Raw genomic sequence first — 16,919 nt, forward strand, 5'->3', positions numbered from 1 at the left:
CGGTCTGCGAAGGCGCGCGATTTTATCAGGCTTGAGGGGCAGCGGCCATCCTCACGCCGACGGGCAGGGGCATATCGGCCGAAATTTTTTGCAATTCACGCTGTGGGCGACATCACGGGTGCCTGTATAAGGAACCGTCTATCGTTAGGACTGTGCAAAAACTTACCGCCCGCGTGTGAATGTTTTGCAACGGCCTGTGGTCACAGGCTTGCAGAACGGTACACGCGGCCTGTTCCAGCCGCTCTTGTCGACGGGAATTCTCCATGCGTTTTTGTAAATTGCTGTTAGTGGGTGGCTTGTCTCTGATCAGCCTGGCGAGTCAGGCCGAAAATCTCAAAGGTCTTTATCAGGTGCGCGAACCGGTCACTGGCCAGTCGCCAGAGGAGCGCGATCGCGCGACCCAGGCTGCGCTGGACACTTTGGTGCTGCGCCTGACCGGCGACCCGAAAGCCCCGCAAAACCCGGGGCTGGCGCCGGTTCGCAAGGATCCGCAGCAGATCATCAGTCAGTTCGGTTTCGATGCCGGGCCGCCGGAAGTGCTGAAAGTCGATTTCGATCCGGGAACCACCGAGCAGGCGTTGCGCCGCGCGGGTCTGGCGCTGTGGGGCGCCAATCGGCCCTCGATCCTGAGCTGGTGGCTGAATGATTCGACCGAGGGCTCGAGCCTGGTGGGCGACGGTCAGGCCAGCGCCGCACCATTGCGCCGCGCCGCCCAGCACCGTGGGTTACCGTTGCGCCTGCCGTTGGCGGACTTGAGCGAGCAATTGGTCGCCACGGCGCCGGCGCTCGAAGGTGCTGACCCGGCGCCGCTGCGTAACGCTTCCGAGCGCTACAACGCTGACGCCTTGCTCGCCGTGCATGCCCGTGAAGAAGGCGGGCAATGGCAGGCCAAATGGCAATTGTGGCTGGGCGATAAAAAAGAGGCGGGCAGCGTGCAGGGCGCGGATCAGGCTGCGGTGGCGGATGCGGTGATGCTGGCGGTCACTGAACGTCTGGCGCCACGCTTTGTGGCCAAACCGGGCGCGTCCGGCCAGCAGACCCTGGAAGTGCAGGGCATGAATCTGGAGCACTACGCGGCACTGCTGCGGTTACTCGAACCGTTTGGCGTGCGTCTGCAGAGTGTCGATGCCGATCGTATCCTTTATCGGGTCAATGGCAGTGCTGATCAACTGCGAGCGCAGTTGTCGCTGGCGAAGTTGCAGGAGCTGCCGGCCGAGGCACCGGCTCCGGTGGCTGCGCCGCAACCTGCGGTCGCCGGTGCGGCGCCTGTCGTTGCACCTGCACCAGCACCGGCAGCGCCGTCCTTGCGGTTCCGCTGGTAGGTTTTCTTTCTTATATATAAGCAATGGAGTGTTACATGGGCGATACGCGGCGTTGGTTCTGGCTCGGTGGGGTGCTCCTGCTTTGCGCGTTTGTCTGGTTGCTGCATCCGATCCTCACGCCGTTTCTGGTGGCGCTGTTGCTCGCCTATCTGTTCGATCCGCTCGTCGATCGTCTGGAGCGTCTGGGGCTGTCCCGCACCTGGGGTGTGATCACGGTGTTCGCCTTGTTCACCCTGATCGTCACTGCGCTGTTGCTGGTACTGGTGCCGATGCTCGCCAAGCAATTGCTGCGGCTCTACGAATTGGCGCCGCAAATGCTCGACTGGTTGCAGCACACCGCCGTGCCATGGGCGCAATCGAAGCTGGGGCTGTCGGACGGCTTCTGGAAGTTCGACAAGGTCAAGGCCGCTATCAGCGAGCACATGGGCCAGACCACCGACATCGTCGGTGTGGTACTGAGTCAGGCGACAGCTTCGAGCCTGGCGCTGATCGGCTGGCTGGCGAATCTGGTGCTGATCCCGGTGGTGAGCTTTTACCTGCTGCGCGACTGGGACGTGATGATGGCCAAGATCCGTGGCCTGTTGCCCCGTGATCGCGAAGAGCGCGTGGTGGCACTGGCGGGCGAATGCCATGAAGTGCTGGGCGCGTTTGTGCGCGGGCAGTTGCTGGTGATGCTGGCGCTGGGCGTGATCTATGCGGCCGGCCTGATGATTGTCGGGCTGGAACTTGGCCTGTTGATCGGTCTGATCGCAGGGCTGGCGGCGATTGTGCCGTACATGGGGTTCGTGATCGGCATCGGTGCGGCGTTGATTGCCGGGTTGTTCCAGTTCGGTGGCGATCTGTATCCGATGATCGGGATCGTGGCGGTGTTCATGGTCGGCCAGGCCCTGGAAGGCATGGTGCTGACGCCTTTGCTGGTGGGGGACCGGATCGGTCTGCACCCGGTGGCGGTGATCTTCGCGATTCTGGCCGGTGGCGAGCTGTTCGGCTTCACCGGTGTGCTGCTGGCATTGCCGGTGGCGGCGGTGATCATGGTGCTGGTGCGGCATGTCCACGATCTGTACAAGGATTCCGACATTTATAGCGGGGTGGATGAGCCGGAATTGTAATTGTGAAGCGCGGGCCGCCCGGTGGATCACCGGGTTGGCCCGTCTCATGCAGGTCATGGCGCCAAAGAAACTGTCATAAAACCAGCACGTTAACGCAAACCTTTGATTTTGCTTGGGGTCTGTCGCATTGTGCGCTCCGCTTCACGGGTATAAACTTCGCTCACTTTACACAGAGGCCACTAACGGTTCCTTGGGAACTGTTCAGTCAGCATGAAACCGATTCAGCTGCCCCTAGGTGTGCGTCTGCGTGACGACGCCACCTTCATCAACTACTACCCAGGCGCCAATGCCGCTGCACTCGGCTATGTCGAGCGTCTATGCGAAGCCGACGCCGGCTGGACCGAAAGCCTGATCTATCTGTGGGGCAAGCACGGGGTAGGGCGTACGCATCTGTTGCAGGCCGCGTGCCTGCGCTTCGAACAGATGGGTGAACCGGCGGTGTACCTGCCGCTGGCCGAGTTGATGGATCGCGGCATCGAAATCCTCGACAACCTCGAACAGTACGAACTGGTTTGCCTGGATGACTTGCAGGTGATTGCCGGCAAGGCGGATTGGGAAGAGGCGATGTTTCATCTGTTCAACCGTCTGCGTGACAGCGGTCGCCGCTTGCTGATCGCGGCGTCCACTTCGCCGCGTGAACTGCCGATCAAACTCGCCGACCTGAAATCGCGCCTGACCCTGGCGCTGATCTTTCAGATGCGTCCGCTCTCCGACGAAGACAAATTGCGTGCTTTGCAGTTACGCGCATCCCGTCGCGGTCTGCACCTGACCGATGAAGTCGGGCATTTTATTTTGACTCGCGGTACTCGCAGCATGAGCGCGCTTTTCGATCTGCTGGAGCAGCTCGATCAGGCCTCTTTGCAGGCCCAACGCAAGCTGACCATTCCTTTCCTGAAAGAAACCCTGGGCTGGTAAAACCGGGGCTTTCAGCCGGTTTCGGCATATTTCAGGCGCCAGAAAACCCGCTTTCCTGTGGGTTGCACAGGCTGCGTCTCGATTCAAATAGGCTTAAGCGCTTAGATGTTAACGAGAAACCGAGAAGTCACAAAAAGATCGATTGAATTTGCAAATGAGGCTGATAGCGGGCATAGTCTCGGCTTCTTTACAACTATCAGCCACGGTCGTGCCCATGCTAAAGCGCTTCGCACCCCTCGTGCCTCTCGCACTCGTCACCCTGTTGTTCGGTTGCGCTGCTCATTCACCTGTTAATCAAGAGCAGCAACAACAGGCTAAAAACTCTGCCACCGCCCAGTCTTCCGTTATTTACCAGGAAGAGCTGGACACCGAAAAAGAACTCGCCGACTTCAACGGCAAGAAGCCATACCAGCTTCCGGTTCTGGCCGACAGCATCCTCGAACGCGGTATGTCCCTGATCGGTACCCGTTACCGTTTCGGTGGTACCTCTGAAGCCGGTTTCGATTGCAGCGGTTTCATCGGCTACCTGTTCCGCGAAGAAGCCGGCATGAACCTGCCGCGCTCTACCCGCGAAATGATCAACGTTGATGCGCCGCTGGTTTCGCGCAGCAACCTCGAGCCGGGCGACCTGCTGTTCTTCGCCACCAATGGTCGTCGCGGTCGTGTAAGCCACGCCGGGATCTACCTGGGCGACAACCAGTTCATCCATTCCAGCTCTCGTCGCAGCGGCGGTGTTCGCATCGACAGCCTGGGCGACAGCTACTGGAGCAAGACCTTCATCGAAGCCAAGCGCGCTTTGGCGAACGCTCCGACCGTGGTTACCGCTCGCAAGTAATCGCTCGATTGTCGCCACGCTCGTGGCGACAACGCGGCCCTTCGGAGGCAATAGACCTAAACTTTACAAGGTGAAGTTAAAGTCTTACTTGAAGTTTGCCGCGTAGCCGCTAGAATCCTGATCTATATTGATGGCAAACCGCCTGCGTCCAAACGCAGGCGGTTTTGTTTTCTGTCGAATCGGCAGTCAAAGCCTCAGCCAGATCAGGATGTTCTGCATATGACGATGTCGGCCCGCTTTGCCTTGATGTTCTTCGCAGCGCTGCTCAGCGGCTGCGCCAGCCGCACTCCACCGCCTGCGCCGGTGGTGCGCGCTCCGATCGTGTTCGGATCCTCCCAGACCTTTTCACCCGCTGCCGAAGACGTGCTGTTCCGCGCGCTCGGGCTGGTGGGCACGCCTTATCGTTGGGGTGGCAATACGCCGGATTCGGGCTTCGATTGCAGCGGCCTGATTGGTTTCGTCTACCGCGATGCCGCCGGTATCAGCCTGCCGCGCTCGACCCGCGAGATGATCGTGATGCAGGCGCCGAACGTCGGCAAGGAAGGGTTGCAGACCGGCGACCTGATCTTCTTCGCCACCAATGGCGGCTCACAGGTCAGCCATGCGGGGATCTACGTCGGGGAAGGGCGCTTCGTTCATGCGCCGGCCACCGGTGGTACGGTGAAGCTGGACAGCCTGTCGAAGGCGTATTGGCAGAAAGCCTATCTGAGCGCCAAGCGTGTTCTGCAGCCAGAGCATCTGGCGCACAACCCGTAGCCCGGATACATAAAAACCCGTGGAAGCTGAATGGCTCCCACGGGTTTTTTAATGCCTGCAATACGCTAGCGGGTCGCTGATACTCGCCACACTTTGTTACCCACGTCATCCGCCACCAGCAATCCACCTTGCTGGTCGATCACCACGCCGACCGGGCGACCCAGAGCGTTTTCATCCTTGTCGAGGAATCCGGTCAGCACGTCCACCGGTGTTCCGCTCGGCTTGCCAGCGGCAAACGGTACGAAGATCACCTTGTAGCCGCTATGCGGCTTGCGGTTCCACGAGCCGTGCTGGCCGATGAATGCGCCTTCCTTGAATTGCGCCGGCAGGCGATTCCCTTCAGCGAAGGTCAGGCCCAGTGACGCGGTGTGCGGGCCGACGGCGTAGTCGGGAGCGATGGCCTTGGCCACCATGTCCGGGCGCTGTGGTTCGACGCGCACGTCGATGTGCTGGCCGTAATAGCTGAACGGCCAGCCATAGAAACCACCGTCCTTGACCGAGGTGATGTAGTCCGGCACCAGATCGCTGCCGATTTCGTCGCGCTCGTTCACGGCGGTCCACAGTGCGCCGGTTTGTGGCTCCCAGGCCAGGCCGTTCGGGTTGCGGATGCCCGAGGCGAAGATCCGGTGGTTGCCGGTGGCGCGATCCACTTCCCAGATCGCCGCACGGCCTTCTTCCTGATCCAGGCCGTTTTCGCCGACGTTGCTGTTTGAACCGACGGTGACGTACAGCTTGCTGCCGTCCTTGCTGGCGATGACGTTCTTGGTCCAGTGGTGGTTGAGCGTGCCGCCCGGCAGGTCGACGACCTTGATTGGCTGGCTCTTGATTTCGGTTGCGCCGGGCTCGTAGTTAAAACGCAGCAGGCGATCGGTATCGGCGACGTACAGATCGTTGCCGACCAGGGTCATGCCGAACGGCGAGTTGAGGTTTTGCAGGAAAACCGTGCGGGTTTCGGCCACGCCGTCATGATCGGCATCGCGCAGCAGGGTGATGCGGTTCGGGCTGGGGACGCCAGCACCTGCGCGGCCCATGACTTTCTTCATTACCCAGCCGCGAATGCCCTTGCCGTCGTCGGGTTTGGGCGGGGCGTTGGTTTCCGCTACCAGCACATCGCCGTTGGGCAGCACATACAGCCAGCGAGGGTGATCGAGATTCTCGGCAAACGCTGCTACCTGTGTGCCTGTCGCTGCCGTCGGTTTCGCGCCGGCCGGCCAGCCGATGGCCGGGGCGATGTTCACCGTCGGGATCAGGGTCTTGTTCGGTTCGGGCAATTTGGGTGACGGGCCGGTGCCGTCGGAGACTTGCAGGCTGGAGGATTCACCACAGGCGGCGAGCCCTCCGGCGAGCACGATGACGAAAACGAGCTGGGGCTTGCGCATTGCTGATCTTCCCTATAAATGCATTCTTAATCATAGAGGAGTGCACAAGCCCGATGGTTCAACCCTCAGCCGCGGGCTTCCTTGAACAGCATGGCAATGCCGGGGTGATAGTTGCCGGCTTCGCTGCGCAATTTGCGGTAGGCGTAGGGAAAGTACCAGGCGACGGCGCAGGTGTGTTCCTTTTGCAGGTCATCGACCATGTCCTGCAGCTCTTCCGGACTGGCGCTGTGCTGGGCCTTTTGCGGGGCGACGAACAGGCAGCCGAGTTTCAGGTCGCTGGCGTAGCTGATGCGCTTGGCGTCGCTGGTGATATCCGCCAGGGCCTGCGTCAGATTCAGGCTGGTGACGCGTGGCCAGCGCTGGGTGGCCTGGATGAAGGCGCGATCGTCGGCGCCGGCAATAAACAGGTCGGCGCGGGCGTTGCGCTCGCCTTCTTCGTTCTGCTTGCGGGTGGCAGTGTCGCGCAGGGTGACCAGTTCGGCCATCCATGCGGCGGCGGACAGCAGGCCAAGGTTGGCTTTCTCGTCGTGCCAGTAGGGGGTGTCGCTGTCGCCGCGTACGGCGTTGTAACGGTCGATACAGTCAAACCAGCGTTCCAGCACCGGGCGCAGGAATTCCAGCCGCGGGTTGCTGATGATCATGCCTTGCATGGTGCTCTCCCTTGTTATTGTGATGTGCTCTCTGCAGTCAAAAAGCATGGCTCTTTGATATCACTGCTGACAGTGTGGCACAAGATTGGCGTCAGTTAATTGATCGGCGGCAGTTATTCGCCGTACAAGCCCCTCTTCAATTGACGCTCCACCCCCAACCCTCTAACCTTCGCGGCTTGTTTCAGGTGCTCTGTGGCGCATGTCGACAGAGTGAAACAGGGAAGCCGGTGAGGCGGGTCTTGAAGCGAAGAACCCTCACGATCCCGGCGCTGCCCCCGCAACGGTAAATGAGTAAAAGCTGCGTCTGATGCCACTGCGTAAATGCGGGAAGGCGCGCAGCCAGGCACCAGCCGCTCATGAGCCCGGAGACCGGCCTGATCCATCCAGCGGCATCACGGTGGGCGATGCCAGGCTTGTTGCCGTCTATTCTTGTGCCTGCCCGCCGTTATCCAGCCTCAACGGAGAGCTCCCCCATGACTGATTCCCCCGAGCGCGACGAGCGCCACCTGGCGCGCATGCAGCGCAAAAAAGCCGTGATCGACGAACGCATCGCCAATTCGCCAGACGAATGCGGCCTGGTGCTGGTGCTGACCGGCAACGGCAAAGGCAAGAGCAGCTCGGCATTCGGCATGCTCGCCCGCGCCATGGGTCACGGCATGCAGTGCGGTGTGGTGCAGTTCATCAAGGGCCGCAACAGCACCGGCGAAGAGCTGTTCTTCCGCCGCTTCCCCGAGCAAGTGCGTTTTCATGTGATGGGCGAGGGCTTCACCTGGGAAACCCAGGATCGCCAGCGCGACATAGCCGCCGCCGAAGCGGCCTGGGAAGTCTCCCGCGAGCTGCTGCGCGATCCGTCGATCGGTCTGGTGGTGCTCGATGAACTGAACATCGCCCTCAAGCACGGTTACCTCGATCTGGATCAGGTGCTCAGCGATCTGCAGGCCCGTCCGCCGATGCAGCACGTGATCGTCACCGGTCGCGCCGCCAAGCCGGAAATGATCGAGATGGGCGACACCGTCACCGAGATGGGCATGATCAAGCACGCCTTCCAGGCCGGCATCAAAGCGCAGAAAGGCGTCGAACTTTGAATCAACCACGTCACTGCCCGGCGGTACTGATCGCCGCGCCGGCTTCCGGTCAGGGCAAGACCACCGTCACCGCTGCGCTGGCCCGTTTGCATCGCAATCAGGGGCGCAAGGTTCGCGTGTTCAAGTGCGGCCCGGACTTTCTCGACCCGATGATCCTCGAGCGCGCCAGCGGTGCGCCGGTCTATCAACTGGACATGTGGATGGTCGGCGAGCAGGAAAGTCGACGCCTGTTGTGGGAAGCCGCCGCCGAAGCCGATCTGATCCTGATCGAGGGTGTGATGGGCCTGTTCGACGGCACGCCGTCGAGCGCCGATCTGGCGCGGCATTTCGGCGTACCGGTGCTCGGTGTGATCGACGGCACAGCCATGGCCCAGACCTTCGGCGCACTGGCCCTGGGCCTGGCGCGCTATCAGCCGGACTTGCCGTTTGCCGGCGTGCTGGCCAACCGCGTCGGCACCGTGCGCCATGCGCAATTGCTGGAAGGCAGCCTCACCGAAGGTTTGCGCTGGTATGGCGCGTTGTCCCGGGAAACCGGGATCGAACTGCCAAGCCGCCATCTCGGTCTGGTGCAGGCCAGCGAACTCAATGACCTCGACGTACGCCTCGACGCCGCCGCCGAAGCGCTGGCCGGCACTTGCGAGGTAGCGCTGCCACCGGCCGTGGAATTCGCTGCGCCTGAAATCGTTGAGACCGAAAAACTGCTCGAAGGCGTACGAATTGCCGTCGCCCGGGACGAAGCTTTCGCTTTCACCTACGGCGCCAGTCTCGATCTGCTGCGGGCGATGGGTGCGCAATTGAGTTTCTTCTCGCCGATCCGCGATACGCAATTGCCTGAGGCTGACAGCTTGTACTTGCCCGGCGGCTATCCGGAATTGCACCACGTTGCCCTGTCGCAGAACGCCGACATGCTCAACGCAATTCGAGCGCACCATGCGGCCGGCAAACCGTTGCTCGCCGAATGCGGCGGCATGCTTTATCTGCTCGACTCGCTGACCGATGTCGAAGGCACCCGCGCTGATTTGGTCGGCCTGTTGAGTGGCGACGCCGTGATGCAAAAGCGCCTCGCCGCACTGGCGCTGCAAGAGGTCGACCTGCCGGAAGGCCTGTTGCGCGGCCACACCTATCACCATTCCCTGACCACCACCGAACTGACGCCGATTGCCCGTGGCCACAGCCCCAACGGCGGGCGCGGCGCGGAAGCGGTTTACCGGGAAGGGCGGATGACCGCCTCCTATGTGCACTTCTATTTCCCGTCAAATCCAGAGGCTATCGCAACATTGTTTGCGCCGAACCATGAGGGCCCCATCGCTGGCAAGCCAGCTCCCACAGTGGGCGGGTGTAATGTCTGAAGAAACGCAATCTCCTGTGGGAGCTGGCTTGCCAGCGATGGGGCCATGACCGACAACGCCTTCACTGACGCCGAGCGCGAAGCGGTCTACCGCGCCATCGCCGAACGCCGCGACATGCGTCACTTCAGCGGCGGCACGGTCGAGCCTGAACTGTTACGCCGACTGCTCGAAGCTGCACATCAGGCACCGAGCGTCGGCCTGATGCAGCCTTGGCGCTTCATCCGTATCAGCGACCGCGCCTTGCGTGGCCAGATCCAGAACCTTGTTGAAGAAGAGCGCGTGCGCACCGCCGAAGCCCTCGGCGAGCGCAGCGACGAGTTCATGAAGCTCAAGGTCGAAGGCATCAACGATTGCGCTGAAGTGCTGGTGGCGGCGTTGATGGACGATCGCGAGCGGCATATTTTCGGCCGTCGCACGCTGCCGGAAATGGACATGGCGTCGCTGTCCTGCGCGATCCAGAACCTGTGGCTCGCCGCGCGTGCCGAAGGCCTGGGCATGGGCTGGGTGTCGCTGTTCGAACCGCAGGCGCTGGCCGATCTGCTGAAACTGCCGACCGGGGCCAAGCCGCTGGCGGTTCTTTGTCTGGGGCCGGTCAAGGAATTCTATCCGGCGCCGATGCTGGTACTCGAAGGGTGGGCACAGGCGCGTCCGCTCAATGAGCTGCTGTATGAAAATTATTGGGGAGTGAGTCAATGAGTGTGGCGTTATTGAGTGTCGCCGCGGTTGCGCTGGATGCGCTGCTGGGTGAACCGAAACGCTGGCATCCGCTGGTGGCGTTCGGCAATTTCGCCGGGCGCATCGAGCAACGTTTCAATAGCGCTGGTCGTGGCTGGCGCAGCCATGGCGTCACCGCGTGGGTGATTGCGGTATTGCCGCTGACCCTGCTGGCCACGGCGTTTTCCTGGGCGCCGTATGTGGGCTGGATCGTCGAGATTCTTGCGCTGTATTGCGCCCTCGGCATGCGCAGTCTCGGCGAGCACGTCGAGCCGGTGGCCAAGGCCTTGCGCGCCGATGACCTGGAAGAGGCGCGCAAGCGTGTAGGTTATCTAGTCAGCCGTCAGACCGATGAGCTGGACAGCACCGCCGTCGCCCGCGCCGCCACCGAATCGGTACTGGAAAACGGCAGCGATGCGGTGTTCGCCGCGATTTTCTGGTTTGTCGTGGCCGGTGCGCCGGGGGTGGTGCTCTATCGCCTGAGCAACACGCTCGACGCGATGTGGGGTTACCGCAACGAGCGCTTCGAGCGTTTCGGCTGGGCAGCGGCAAAAATCGACGATGTGCTCAACTACATTCCTGCACGGCTGGTGGCGTTGACCTACGCGCTGCTGGGCAAAACCCGACTCGCGTTGAAATGCTGGCGCACCCAGGCGCCGAAATGGGACAGCCCGAACGCCGGCCCGGTGATGGCTGCTGGCGCGGGTGCCTTGGGCGTAGAGCTGGGCGGCCCGGCGATTTACCACGGTGAGCTGCACGAGCGCCCGCAACTGGGCGAGGGCGTGCCGGCGGATGCCGATTCCATTGATCGCGGCTGGCAATTGGTCCAGCGCGGGGTATGGTTATGGCTGCTGATTCTCTGCGTGGGGGCTGAATTCTATGCTTGAACACGGTGGCCGGTTGCGAAGGGCGGCGCTCGAATACGGCATCGCGGAAGAAGACTGGCTCGACCTGTCCACGGGCCTGGCGCCGTGGCCGTTTCCGGTCCCGGAGATTCCGTTGCGGGCCTGGGCGCGCCTGCCGGAAAACGATGACGGTCTGGAGCAGGCCGCCTGCGATTATTACGGTGCCAGCCAGGTGCTGCCGGTGGCCGGTTCGCAGATGGCCATTCAGTTGCTGCCGCGATTGCGCCGCGCCGGCAAGGTAGGCGTTTTGTCGCCGTGTTACGCCGAACATGCTGAAGCCTGGCGGCGCAGCGGCTATATCGTGCGCGAGGTGCTGGAGCAGGAAGTCGATTTCTTTCTCGACAGTCTCGACGTGCTGGTGGTGGTCAATCCGAACAACCCTACAGGCCTGAACCTGACCCCGGCACGTCTGCTCGACTGGCACGCACGACTGGCCCAGCGTGGCGGCTGGCTGGTGGTCGACGAAGCATTCATGGACAACAAGCCGCAACTGAGTCTCGCCCCGCATGCGCATCAAGTGGGGCTGATCGTGTTGCGTTCGTTCGGCAAGTTTTTCGGTCTGGCCGGTGTGCGGCTGGGGTTCGTGCTGGCCGAGCGCAAGTTGCTCCGGTTGCTCGCCGAACAGGTCGGGCCCTGGGCAGTCAGCGGGCCGACCCGAGTACTCGGCCAGGCTTGCCTGCGAGACACCGAAGGCCACACGCGTCAGCGCATCCGCAGCGACGAGGCCAGCGAACGGCTGGCTGCGCTGCTCGAACGTTCCGGTTTCAAACCGCAGGGCGGCTGCGCACTGTTTCAGTGGCTGATCACCGAACAGGCCGCCGCGTTGCACGAATTCATGGCCCGGCGCGGCATTCTCCTGCGCCTGTTCGCGCACAACAGCAGCCTGCGTTTCGGGCTGCCCGCCGATGCCGCCGACGAAGCGCGCCTTGAGCAAGCCCTGCAAGCATTCGCCAAGCATTGCTCCATGGAAAAACCAGCATGACCACATTAATGGTGCAGGGCACCACTTCCGACGCCGGCAAAAGCACGCTGGTGACGGCGCTGTGCCGCTGGGCGACCCGTCAGGGCGTTGCCGTGGTGCCGTTCAAACCGCAGAACATGGCGCTCAACAGCGCGGTGACTGCTGATGGCGGCGAGATCGGTCGCGCGCAAGCGGTGCAGGCCCAGGCAGCATTTCTTGAACCGCACACCGACATGAATCCGGTGCTGCTCAAACCCAACAGCGACACCGGTGCCCAGGTCATCGTTCATGGCCGTGCGGTCACCAGCATGAACGCCGTCGCCTATCACGACTACAAAGCCATCGCCATGCAGGCCGTGCTCGCCTCCCACGAGCGCTTGAGCGCCGCGTATCCGCTGGTGATGGTCGAAGGCGCGGGGTCGCCGGCCGAGATCAATCTGCGTGCCGGCGACATCGCCAACATGGGCTTCGCCGAAGCGGTGGATTGCCCGGTGCTGCTGATCGCCGACATCAATCGTGGCGGTGTGTTTGCCCATCTGGTGGGCACGCTGGAACTGCTGTCGCCGAGCGAACAGGCACGGGTTAAGGGCTTCATCATCAACCGTTTTCGCGGTGACATCGCCTTGCTGCAACCGGGCCTCGACTGGCTGGAGCAGCGCACCGGCAAACCGGTGGTGGGCGTGCTGCCGTATGTGATGGACCTGCATCTGGAGGCCGAGGACGGCATTGACCAGCGCCAGACCGACAAGGCCGAGCAAGTCCTGAAAGTGGTGGTGCCGGTGCTGCCGCGCATCAGCAACCACACCGATTTCGATCCGCTGCGTCTGCATCCTCAGGTGGATCTGCAATTTATCGGCCCGGGGCAAGCGATTCCACCGGCCGATCTGATCATTCTCCCAGGCTCGAAAAGCGTGCGCAGCGACCTGGCGTATCTGCGCGCCAATGGCTGGGAGACCGCCATCCGCCGTCACCTGCGCTACGGCGGCAAATTGCTGGGGATCTGCGGCGGTCTGCAAATGCTCGGCGAGCAGGTGCACGATCCGCTGGGCCTTGAAGGCGCGCCGGGTTCCAGCGCAGGCCTCGGCCTGCTGGCGTTTGAAACGCAGCTCGAAGCCGAGAAGCAGTTGCGCAATGTGCGCGGGCGTCTGGCGCTGGAAGAGGCCGAAGTCAGCGGCTATGAAATTCATGCCGGCGTGACCACGGGAGCGGCGCTGGAAAATCCTGCCGTGCATCTGGACGACGGTCGTTGCGACGGCGCGCAAAGTCTCGACGGGCAGATTTTCGGCACCTACCTGCACGGCCTGTTCGAATCGCCGGCGGCCAGTACCGCGCTGCTGCACTGGGCCGGTCTGAACGATGTGCAGGAGGTGGATTACCACGGCCTGCGTGAGCGCGATATCGAGCGCTTGGCGGATCTGGTGGAGAAGCACCTGGATACCGATTTGTTGCGTCAACTCTGTGGAATGTGATTTGCCCATGCCGGCCCCATCGCGAGCAAGCTCGCTCCCACATTGAAATGCGTTCCATTGTGGGAGCGAGCTTGCTCGCGAAGACGGTAGCTGTAGCACTGATATTTATAGGATGTATCCATGCTCCAACTGATCCTCGGCGGCGCCCGCTCCGGCAAAAGTCGCCTGGCCGAAAAGCTCGCCACTGACAGCGCGCTGGCGGTGACGTATATCGCTACCAGCCAGCCGCTGGATGGCGAGATGAATGACCGCGTCGCCCATCATCGCGCCCGCCGTCCTGCCGAATGGGCGTTGATCGAAGAGCCGCTGGAACTGGCCCGAGTACTGCGCGAAAACGCCGGCCCCGAGCGTTGCCTGCTGGTGGATTGCCTGACGCTGTGGCTGACCAATCTGCTGATGCTCGACGACGCCGAACGCCTCGCCGCCGAACGCGAAGCCCTGCTCGAATGCCTGGCGTCGCTGCCGGGTGAAATCATTTTTGTCAGCAACGAGACCGGAATGGGTGTCGTGCCGCTGGGCGAATTGACTCGCCGCTACGTCGATGAAGCCGGTTGGCTGCATCAAGCTCTGGCCGAGCGTTGTCAGCGAGTCGTCCTGACGGTCGCCGGCCTGCCCCTGACTCTGAAAGGACCTGCGTTATGACTCAAGCCTGGTGGCTGAACCCGTGCAAACCAGTGGATACGGACGCCGTTGAAAACGCCGCGGCGCGTCAGCAGCAATTGACCAAACCCGCCGGCTCTCTTGGGCAGCTCGAATCGGTGGCGGTGCAACTGGCGGGATTGCAGGGCCAGATCAAGCCGAAGCTGGATCAGGTCTGGATCGCGATTTTTGCCGGCGACCATGGCGTTGTCGCCGAAGGGGTTTCCGCGTTCCCGCAGGAAGTCACCGGGCAGATGCTGCTGAACTTCGTCAGCGGCGGCGCGGCGATCAGCGTGCTGGCGCGGCAACTCGGCGCGCAGCTGGAAGTGGTGGATCTGGGCACTGTGACCCCGTCCTTGAACCTGCCGGGCGTGCGTCACCTGAACATCGGCCCGGGCACGGCGAATTTCGCCAAGGGCGCGGCGATGACTCGGGCTCAGGGCGAACTCGCCTTGCAGGGCGGCCGCGACAGCGTGCTGCGCGCGAAAGCGGCGGGCGCGCAATTGTTCATCGGTGGTGAAATGGGCATTGGCAACACCACGGCCGCCAGTGCGCTGGCGTGTGCCTTGCTGGATTGCCCGGTGGCGCATCTGACCGGTCCCGGTACCGGGCTGAATGCCGAAGGTGTCAGCCACAAGGCGCAGGTGATCGAGCGGGCGCTGGCGCTGCATGCGGCACAACGCGGTGATGCGTTGCAGACCCTGTTCAATCTCGGCGGCTTCGAGATCGCGGCTCTGGTCGGCGCGTATCTGGCCTGTGCTCAGGAAGGTGTGGCGCTGCTGGTGGACGGTTTCATCTGCACGGTCGCGGCGCTGGTGGCGGTACGCCTGAATCCGGCCTGTCGTGAATGGCTGCTGTTCGGTCATCGCGGTGCCGAGCCAGGTCATCGACATGTGCTGGAAACCCTTGGCGCGGAGCCGCTGCTCGAACTGGGCCTGCGTCTGGGCGAGGGCAGTGGCGCGGCGCTGGCGGTGCCGTTGTTGCGTCTGGCCTGCGATCTGCACGGGCAGATGGCGACTTTCGCCGAAGCCGCGGTGGCGGATCGCCCGGCATGACCTTGCGTCTGGACCTGCTGCGCCACGGAGAAACCGAACTCGGCGGCGGCCTGCGCGGCAGCCTCGACGATGCGCTGACCGAAAAAGGCTGGGCGCAGATGCGCGAGGCGGTGAGCGGGCAGGGGCCGTGGGATCGGCTGGTCAGTTCGCCGTTGCAGCGTTGCGCGCGGTTTGCTGAAGAGTTGAGCGCGCAGCGGGATCTGCCGGTATCTCTGGACAAGAATCTGCAGGAACTGCATTTCGGTGCCTGGGAAGGGCAGAGCGCAGCGGCGTTGATGGAAACCGATTCCGAGGCGCTGGGTTTGTTCTGGGCGGATCCTTACGGGTTTACACCGCCGCAGGGTGAGCCGGTCAGTGACTTTTCTGCGCGGGTGCTGACGGCGGTCGCACGCTTGCAGGCGGCGCACGCGGGCGAGCGGGTGTTGCTGGTCAGTCATGGCGGCGTCATGCGGCTGTTGCTGGCACGGGCCCGTGGTTTGCCCCGTGAGCAGTTGCTCAATGTCGAAGTCGGCCACGGCGCGCTGTTTTCGCTGATCGTCGAGGCCGACGGCTCCCTCAAGGAAGTGGGCTGACATGCTGCCTCTGTGGATCGCCCTGCAATTTCTCAGCAGCCTGCCGATTCGTCTGCCAGGCATGCCGGCGCCTGAACAGCTCGGGCGCTCGCTGCTGTTTTATCCGCCGGTGGGCTTGCTGTTCGGCGTGATTCTCTGGGCGCTGAACATTGCGCTGGCCGGCGCGCCATTGCTGTTGCACGCGGCGCTGCTGTTGACGGTGTGGGTGCTGCTCAGCGGCGCGTTGCACCTTGATGGCCTGGCGGACAGCGCCGATGCGTGGCTCGGCGGCTTCGGTGATCGCGAGCGTACGCTGACGATCATGAAGGATCCGCGCAGCGGGCCGATCGCGGTGGTGACGCTGGTACTGGTGCTGTTGCTCAAGTTCGCCGCGTTGCTGGCCTTGATCGAAAAACAGCAGGGCATGGCGTTGATCATCGTGCCGCTGATCGGGCGAGCGGCGCTGCTCGGACTGTTCCTGACCACGACCTATGTGCGGGCCGGCGGGTTAGGGCAGGCGCTGGCCGATCATCTGCCGCGCAAAACGGGTTGGCAGGTGCTGGCGGTGAGTACTGCGGCGTGCGTGGTGATCGCCGGGTTCAACGCTGTCGTGGCGTTGCTGGTGTCGGTCGTCGTGTTCATCTGGCTACGGCATCTGATGGTGCGGCGACTGGGCGGAACCACCGGTGATACGGCCGGTGCATTGCTGGAATTGCTGGAGATGTCAGTGCTGGTCGGGCTGGCCTTGTTTTGATAAGTAACTTTGATCTGTAACTTGATTTAACACAGTCGCGGGTATATACACGCATCATGCTTCCTTCTCAGTGTTTGTGCACCAACCTGCGTCGCGCCGCGCGTGGCGTCAGCAGGCATTACGACGGCGCTCTCGACGGCTTCGGGATCAACGTTGCCCAGTATTCTTTGCTGTGCAACCTGCAGCGGCTGGATCAGCCGAGCATTTCCGAACTGGCCGAGGCCATGGGCCTGGATCGCAGCACCCTCGGGCGCAATCTGCGGGTGCTGGAAGGCGAGGGCCTGGTGGCGCTGGCCGAGGGCGAAGACATGCGCAACCGCATCGTCCGGCTCACCGAGACCGGCGCACAGCGCCTGGCAGCAGCCTTGCCGGCCTGGGAAGCGGCGCAACAGCGGTTGATCGACCGACTGGGTGCCGAGAAGCGTGAAACCTTGCTGCGGCTATTGGATGAACTGGCCTGAGGGTCGGTTT

At 62.7% G+C, this 16,919-nt stretch carries 18 protein-coding genes and 1 riboswitch; of the genes, 16 read left to right on the forward strand and 2 right to left on the reverse strand.

Features of this window, described 5'->3' with window-relative positions; all coding sequences use genetic code 11:
* Positions 1 to 263: 263 nt before the first annotated feature.
* From IHQ43_RS08550 to IHQ43_RS08570, 5 genes are all read left to right on the forward strand, one after another.
* The gene (locus IHQ43_RS08550) at positions 264 to 1,322 is read left to right on the forward strand and encodes a DUF2066 domain-containing protein (protein WP_192564040.1); all 1,059 of its coding nucleotides are present in this window, start codon (positions 264 to 266) and stop codon (positions 1,320 to 1,322) included.
* 35 nt (positions 1,323 to 1,357) lie between these two features.
* Complete coding sequence (locus IHQ43_RS08555) at positions 1,358 to 2,431, forward strand: AI-2E family transporter (protein ID WP_192564041.1); 1,074 nt, start codon at positions 1,358 to 1,360, stop codon at positions 2,429 to 2,431.
* A 210-nt stretch (positions 2,432 to 2,641) separates the two neighbouring features.
* Positions 2,642 to 3,346, forward strand: coding sequence for a DnaA regulatory inactivator Hda (gene hda, locus IHQ43_RS08560; RefSeq protein WP_007950396.1), 705 nt, complete (start codon positions 2,642 to 2,644; stop codon positions 3,344 to 3,346).
* A gap of 214 nt (positions 3,347 to 3,560) precedes the next feature.
* A complete protein-coding gene (locus IHQ43_RS08565; protein WP_007950397.1) occupies positions 3,561 to 4,181 on the forward strand; it encodes a C40 family peptidase in 621 nt (206 codons plus the stop codon).
* Positions 4,182 to 4,400: 219 nt separating this feature from the next.
* Positions 4,401 to 4,937, forward strand: coding sequence for a C40 family peptidase (locus tag IHQ43_RS08570; protein WP_102718423.1), 537 nt, complete (start codon positions 4,401 to 4,403; stop codon positions 4,935 to 4,937).
* Between the two features lie 65 nt (positions 4,938 to 5,002).
* Here the strand turns inward: IHQ43_RS08570 and IHQ43_RS08575 are convergent, their stop codons facing one another.
* Both IHQ43_RS08575 and IHQ43_RS08580 read right to left on the reverse strand, forming a co-directional pair.
* Entirely contained in the window at positions 5,003 to 6,316 is a 1,314-nt protein-coding gene (locus tag IHQ43_RS08575) for a PQQ-dependent sugar dehydrogenase (protein WP_192564042.1), read from the reverse strand.
* Between the two features lie 65 nt (positions 6,317 to 6,381).
* The gene (locus IHQ43_RS08580; RefSeq protein ID WP_192564043.1) at positions 6,382 to 6,966 is read right to left on the reverse strand and encodes a hypothetical protein; all 585 of its coding nucleotides are present in this window, start codon (positions 6,964 to 6,966) and stop codon (positions 6,382 to 6,384) included.
* Between the two features lie 166 nt (positions 6,967 to 7,132).
* A riboswitch (cobalamin riboswitch) is annotated at positions 7,133 to 7,358 on the forward strand.
* A gap of 81 nt (positions 7,359 to 7,439) precedes the next feature.
* Between IHQ43_RS08580 and cobO the strand changes: the two genes are divergently transcribed.
* The 11 genes from cobO to IHQ43_RS08635 all read left to right on the forward strand — a co-directional run bounded on the left by cobO (position 7,440) and on the right by IHQ43_RS08635 (position 16,909).
* Positions 7,440 to 8,051, forward strand: coding sequence for a cob(I)yrinic acid a,c-diamide adenosyltransferase (gene cobO / locus IHQ43_RS08585; protein ID WP_007950401.1), 612 nt, complete (start codon positions 7,440 to 7,442; stop codon positions 8,049 to 8,051).
* Positions 8,048 to 9,400 (forward strand): cobyrinic acid a,c-diamide synthase CobB, encoded by a 1,353-nt coding sequence (locus IHQ43_RS08590; RefSeq protein ID WP_192564044.1) that lies wholly within the window; start codon positions 8,048 to 8,050, stop codon positions 9,398 to 9,400. The genes cobO and IHQ43_RS08590 overlap by 4 nt, the downstream gene beginning before the upstream one ends.
* Positions 9,401 to 9,445: 45 nt before the next feature.
* Positions 9,446 to 10,096 carry a 5,6-dimethylbenzimidazole synthase gene (gene bluB, locus IHQ43_RS08595; protein ID WP_192564045.1) on the forward strand — a complete coding sequence of 217 codons (651 nt, stop codon included), beginning with the start codon at positions 9,446 to 9,448 and terminating at the stop codon, positions 10,094 to 10,096.
* Complete coding sequence (gene cbiB / locus IHQ43_RS08600; protein ID WP_192564046.1) at positions 10,093 to 11,001, forward strand: adenosylcobinamide-phosphate synthase CbiB; 909 nt, start codon at positions 10,093 to 10,095, stop codon at positions 10,999 to 11,001. The genes bluB and cbiB overlap by 4 nt, the downstream gene beginning before the upstream one ends.
* Positions 10,994 to 12,001 (forward strand): threonine-phosphate decarboxylase CobD, encoded by a 1,008-nt coding sequence (cobD, locus tag IHQ43_RS08605; protein WP_192564047.1) that lies wholly within the window; start codon positions 10,994 to 10,996, stop codon positions 11,999 to 12,001. Before cbiB ends, cobD begins: the two co-directional genes overlap by 8 nt.
* Entirely contained in the window at positions 11,998 to 13,449 is a 1,452-nt protein-coding gene (locus IHQ43_RS08610; RefSeq protein ID WP_192564048.1) for a cobyric acid synthase, read from the forward strand. Before cobD ends, IHQ43_RS08610 begins: the two co-directional genes overlap by 4 nt.
* A 120-nt stretch (positions 13,450 to 13,569) precedes the next feature.
* A complete protein-coding gene (gene cobU, locus IHQ43_RS08615; RefSeq protein WP_192564049.1) occupies positions 13,570 to 14,091 on the forward strand; it encodes a bifunctional adenosylcobinamide kinase/adenosylcobinamide-phosphate guanylyltransferase in 522 nt (173 codons plus the stop codon).
* A complete protein-coding gene (cobT, locus tag IHQ43_RS08620) occupies positions 14,088 to 15,143 on the forward strand; it encodes a nicotinate-nucleotide--dimethylbenzimidazole phosphoribosyltransferase (RefSeq protein WP_192564050.1) in 1,056 nt (351 codons plus the stop codon). The genes cobU and cobT overlap by 4 nt, the downstream gene beginning before the upstream one ends.
* Positions 15,140 to 15,715: an alpha-ribazole phosphatase family protein gene (cobC, locus tag IHQ43_RS08625; protein WP_192564051.1), complete on the forward strand. Its 576-nt coding sequence runs from the start codon at positions 15,140 to 15,142 to the stop codon at positions 15,713 to 15,715. The genes cobT and cobC overlap by 4 nt, the downstream gene beginning before the upstream one ends.
* A 1-nt stretch (position 15,716) precedes the next feature.
* On the forward strand, positions 15,717 to 16,448 hold the full coding sequence (locus tag IHQ43_RS08630; protein WP_192564052.1) for an adenosylcobinamide-GDP ribazoletransferase: 732 nt from the start codon (positions 15,717 to 15,719) through the stop codon (positions 16,446 to 16,448).
* Positions 16,449 to 16,504: 56 nt separating this feature from the next.
* The gene (locus IHQ43_RS08635; RefSeq protein WP_007950413.1) at positions 16,505 to 16,909 is read left to right on the forward strand and encodes a MarR family winged helix-turn-helix transcriptional regulator; all 405 of its coding nucleotides are present in this window, start codon (positions 16,505 to 16,507) and stop codon (positions 16,907 to 16,909) included.
* The last annotated feature ends 10 nt before the right edge of the window (positions 16,910 to 16,919 follow it).

Source organism: Pseudomonas gozinkensis (assembly GCF_014863585.1).
Lineage (GTDB): Bacteria > Pseudomonadota > Gammaproteobacteria > Pseudomonadales > Pseudomonadaceae > Aquipseudomonas > Aquipseudomonas gozinkensis.

Bases quoted from the DNA above. Each gene is read 5' to 3' on its own strand.
- IHQ43_RS08635 (WP_007950413.1), top strand. From the start codon at position 16,505: ATGCTTCCTTCTCAGTGTTTGTGCACCAACCTGCGTCGCGCCGCGCGT.
- IHQ43_RS08555 (WP_192564041.1), top strand. From the start codon at position 1,358: ATGGGCGATACGCGGCGTTGGTTCTGGCTCGGTGGGGTGCTCCTGCTT.
- IHQ43_RS08565 (WP_007950397.1), top strand. From the start codon at position 3,561: ATGCTAAAGCGCTTCGCACCCCTCGTGCCTCTCGCACTCGTCACCCTG.
- IHQ43_RS08580 (WP_192564043.1), bottom strand. From the start codon at position 6,966: ATGCAAGGCATGATCATCAGCAACCCGCGGCTGGAATTCCTGCGCCCG.
- hda (WP_007950396.1), top strand. From the start codon at position 2,642: ATGAAACCGATTCAGCTGCCCCTAGGTGTGCGTCTGCGTGACGACGCC.
- cobO (WP_007950401.1), top strand. From the start codon at position 7,440: ATGACTGATTCCCCCGAGCGCGACGAGCGCCACCTGGCGCGCATGCAG.
- IHQ43_RS08630 (WP_192564052.1), top strand. From the start codon at position 15,717: ATGCTGCCTCTGTGGATCGCCCTGCAATTTCTCAGCAGCCTGCCGATT.
- cobT (WP_192564050.1), top strand. From the start codon at position 14,088: ATGACTCAAGCCTGGTGGCTGAACCCGTGCAAACCAGTGGATACGGAC.
- cobD (WP_192564047.1), top strand. From the start codon at position 10,994: ATGCTTGAACACGGTGGCCGGTTGCGAAGGGCGGCGCTCGAATACGGC.
- IHQ43_RS08550 (WP_192564040.1), top strand. From the start codon at position 264: ATGCGTTTTTGTAAATTGCTGTTAGTGGGTGGCTTGTCTCTGATCAGC.
- IHQ43_RS08575 (WP_192564042.1), bottom strand. From the start codon at position 6,316: ATGCGCAAGCCCCAGCTCGTTTTCGTCATCGTGCTCGCCGGAGGGCTC.
- bluB (WP_192564045.1), top strand. From the start codon at position 9,446: ATGACCGACAACGCCTTCACTGACGCCGAGCGCGAAGCGGTCTACCGC.
- IHQ43_RS08610 (WP_192564048.1), top strand. From the start codon at position 11,998: ATGACCACATTAATGGTGCAGGGCACCACTTCCGACGCCGGCAAAAGC.
- cbiB (WP_192564046.1), top strand. From the start codon at position 10,093: ATGAGTGTGGCGTTATTGAGTGTCGCCGCGGTTGCGCTGGATGCGCTG.
- cobC (WP_192564051.1), top strand. From the start codon at position 15,140: ATGACCTTGCGTCTGGACCTGCTGCGCCACGGAGAAACCGAACTCGGC.
- cobU (WP_192564049.1), top strand. From the start codon at position 13,570: ATGCTCCAACTGATCCTCGGCGGCGCCCGCTCCGGCAAAAGTCGCCTG.
- IHQ43_RS08570 (WP_102718423.1), top strand. From the start codon at position 4,401: ATGACGATGTCGGCCCGCTTTGCCTTGATGTTCTTCGCAGCGCTGCTC.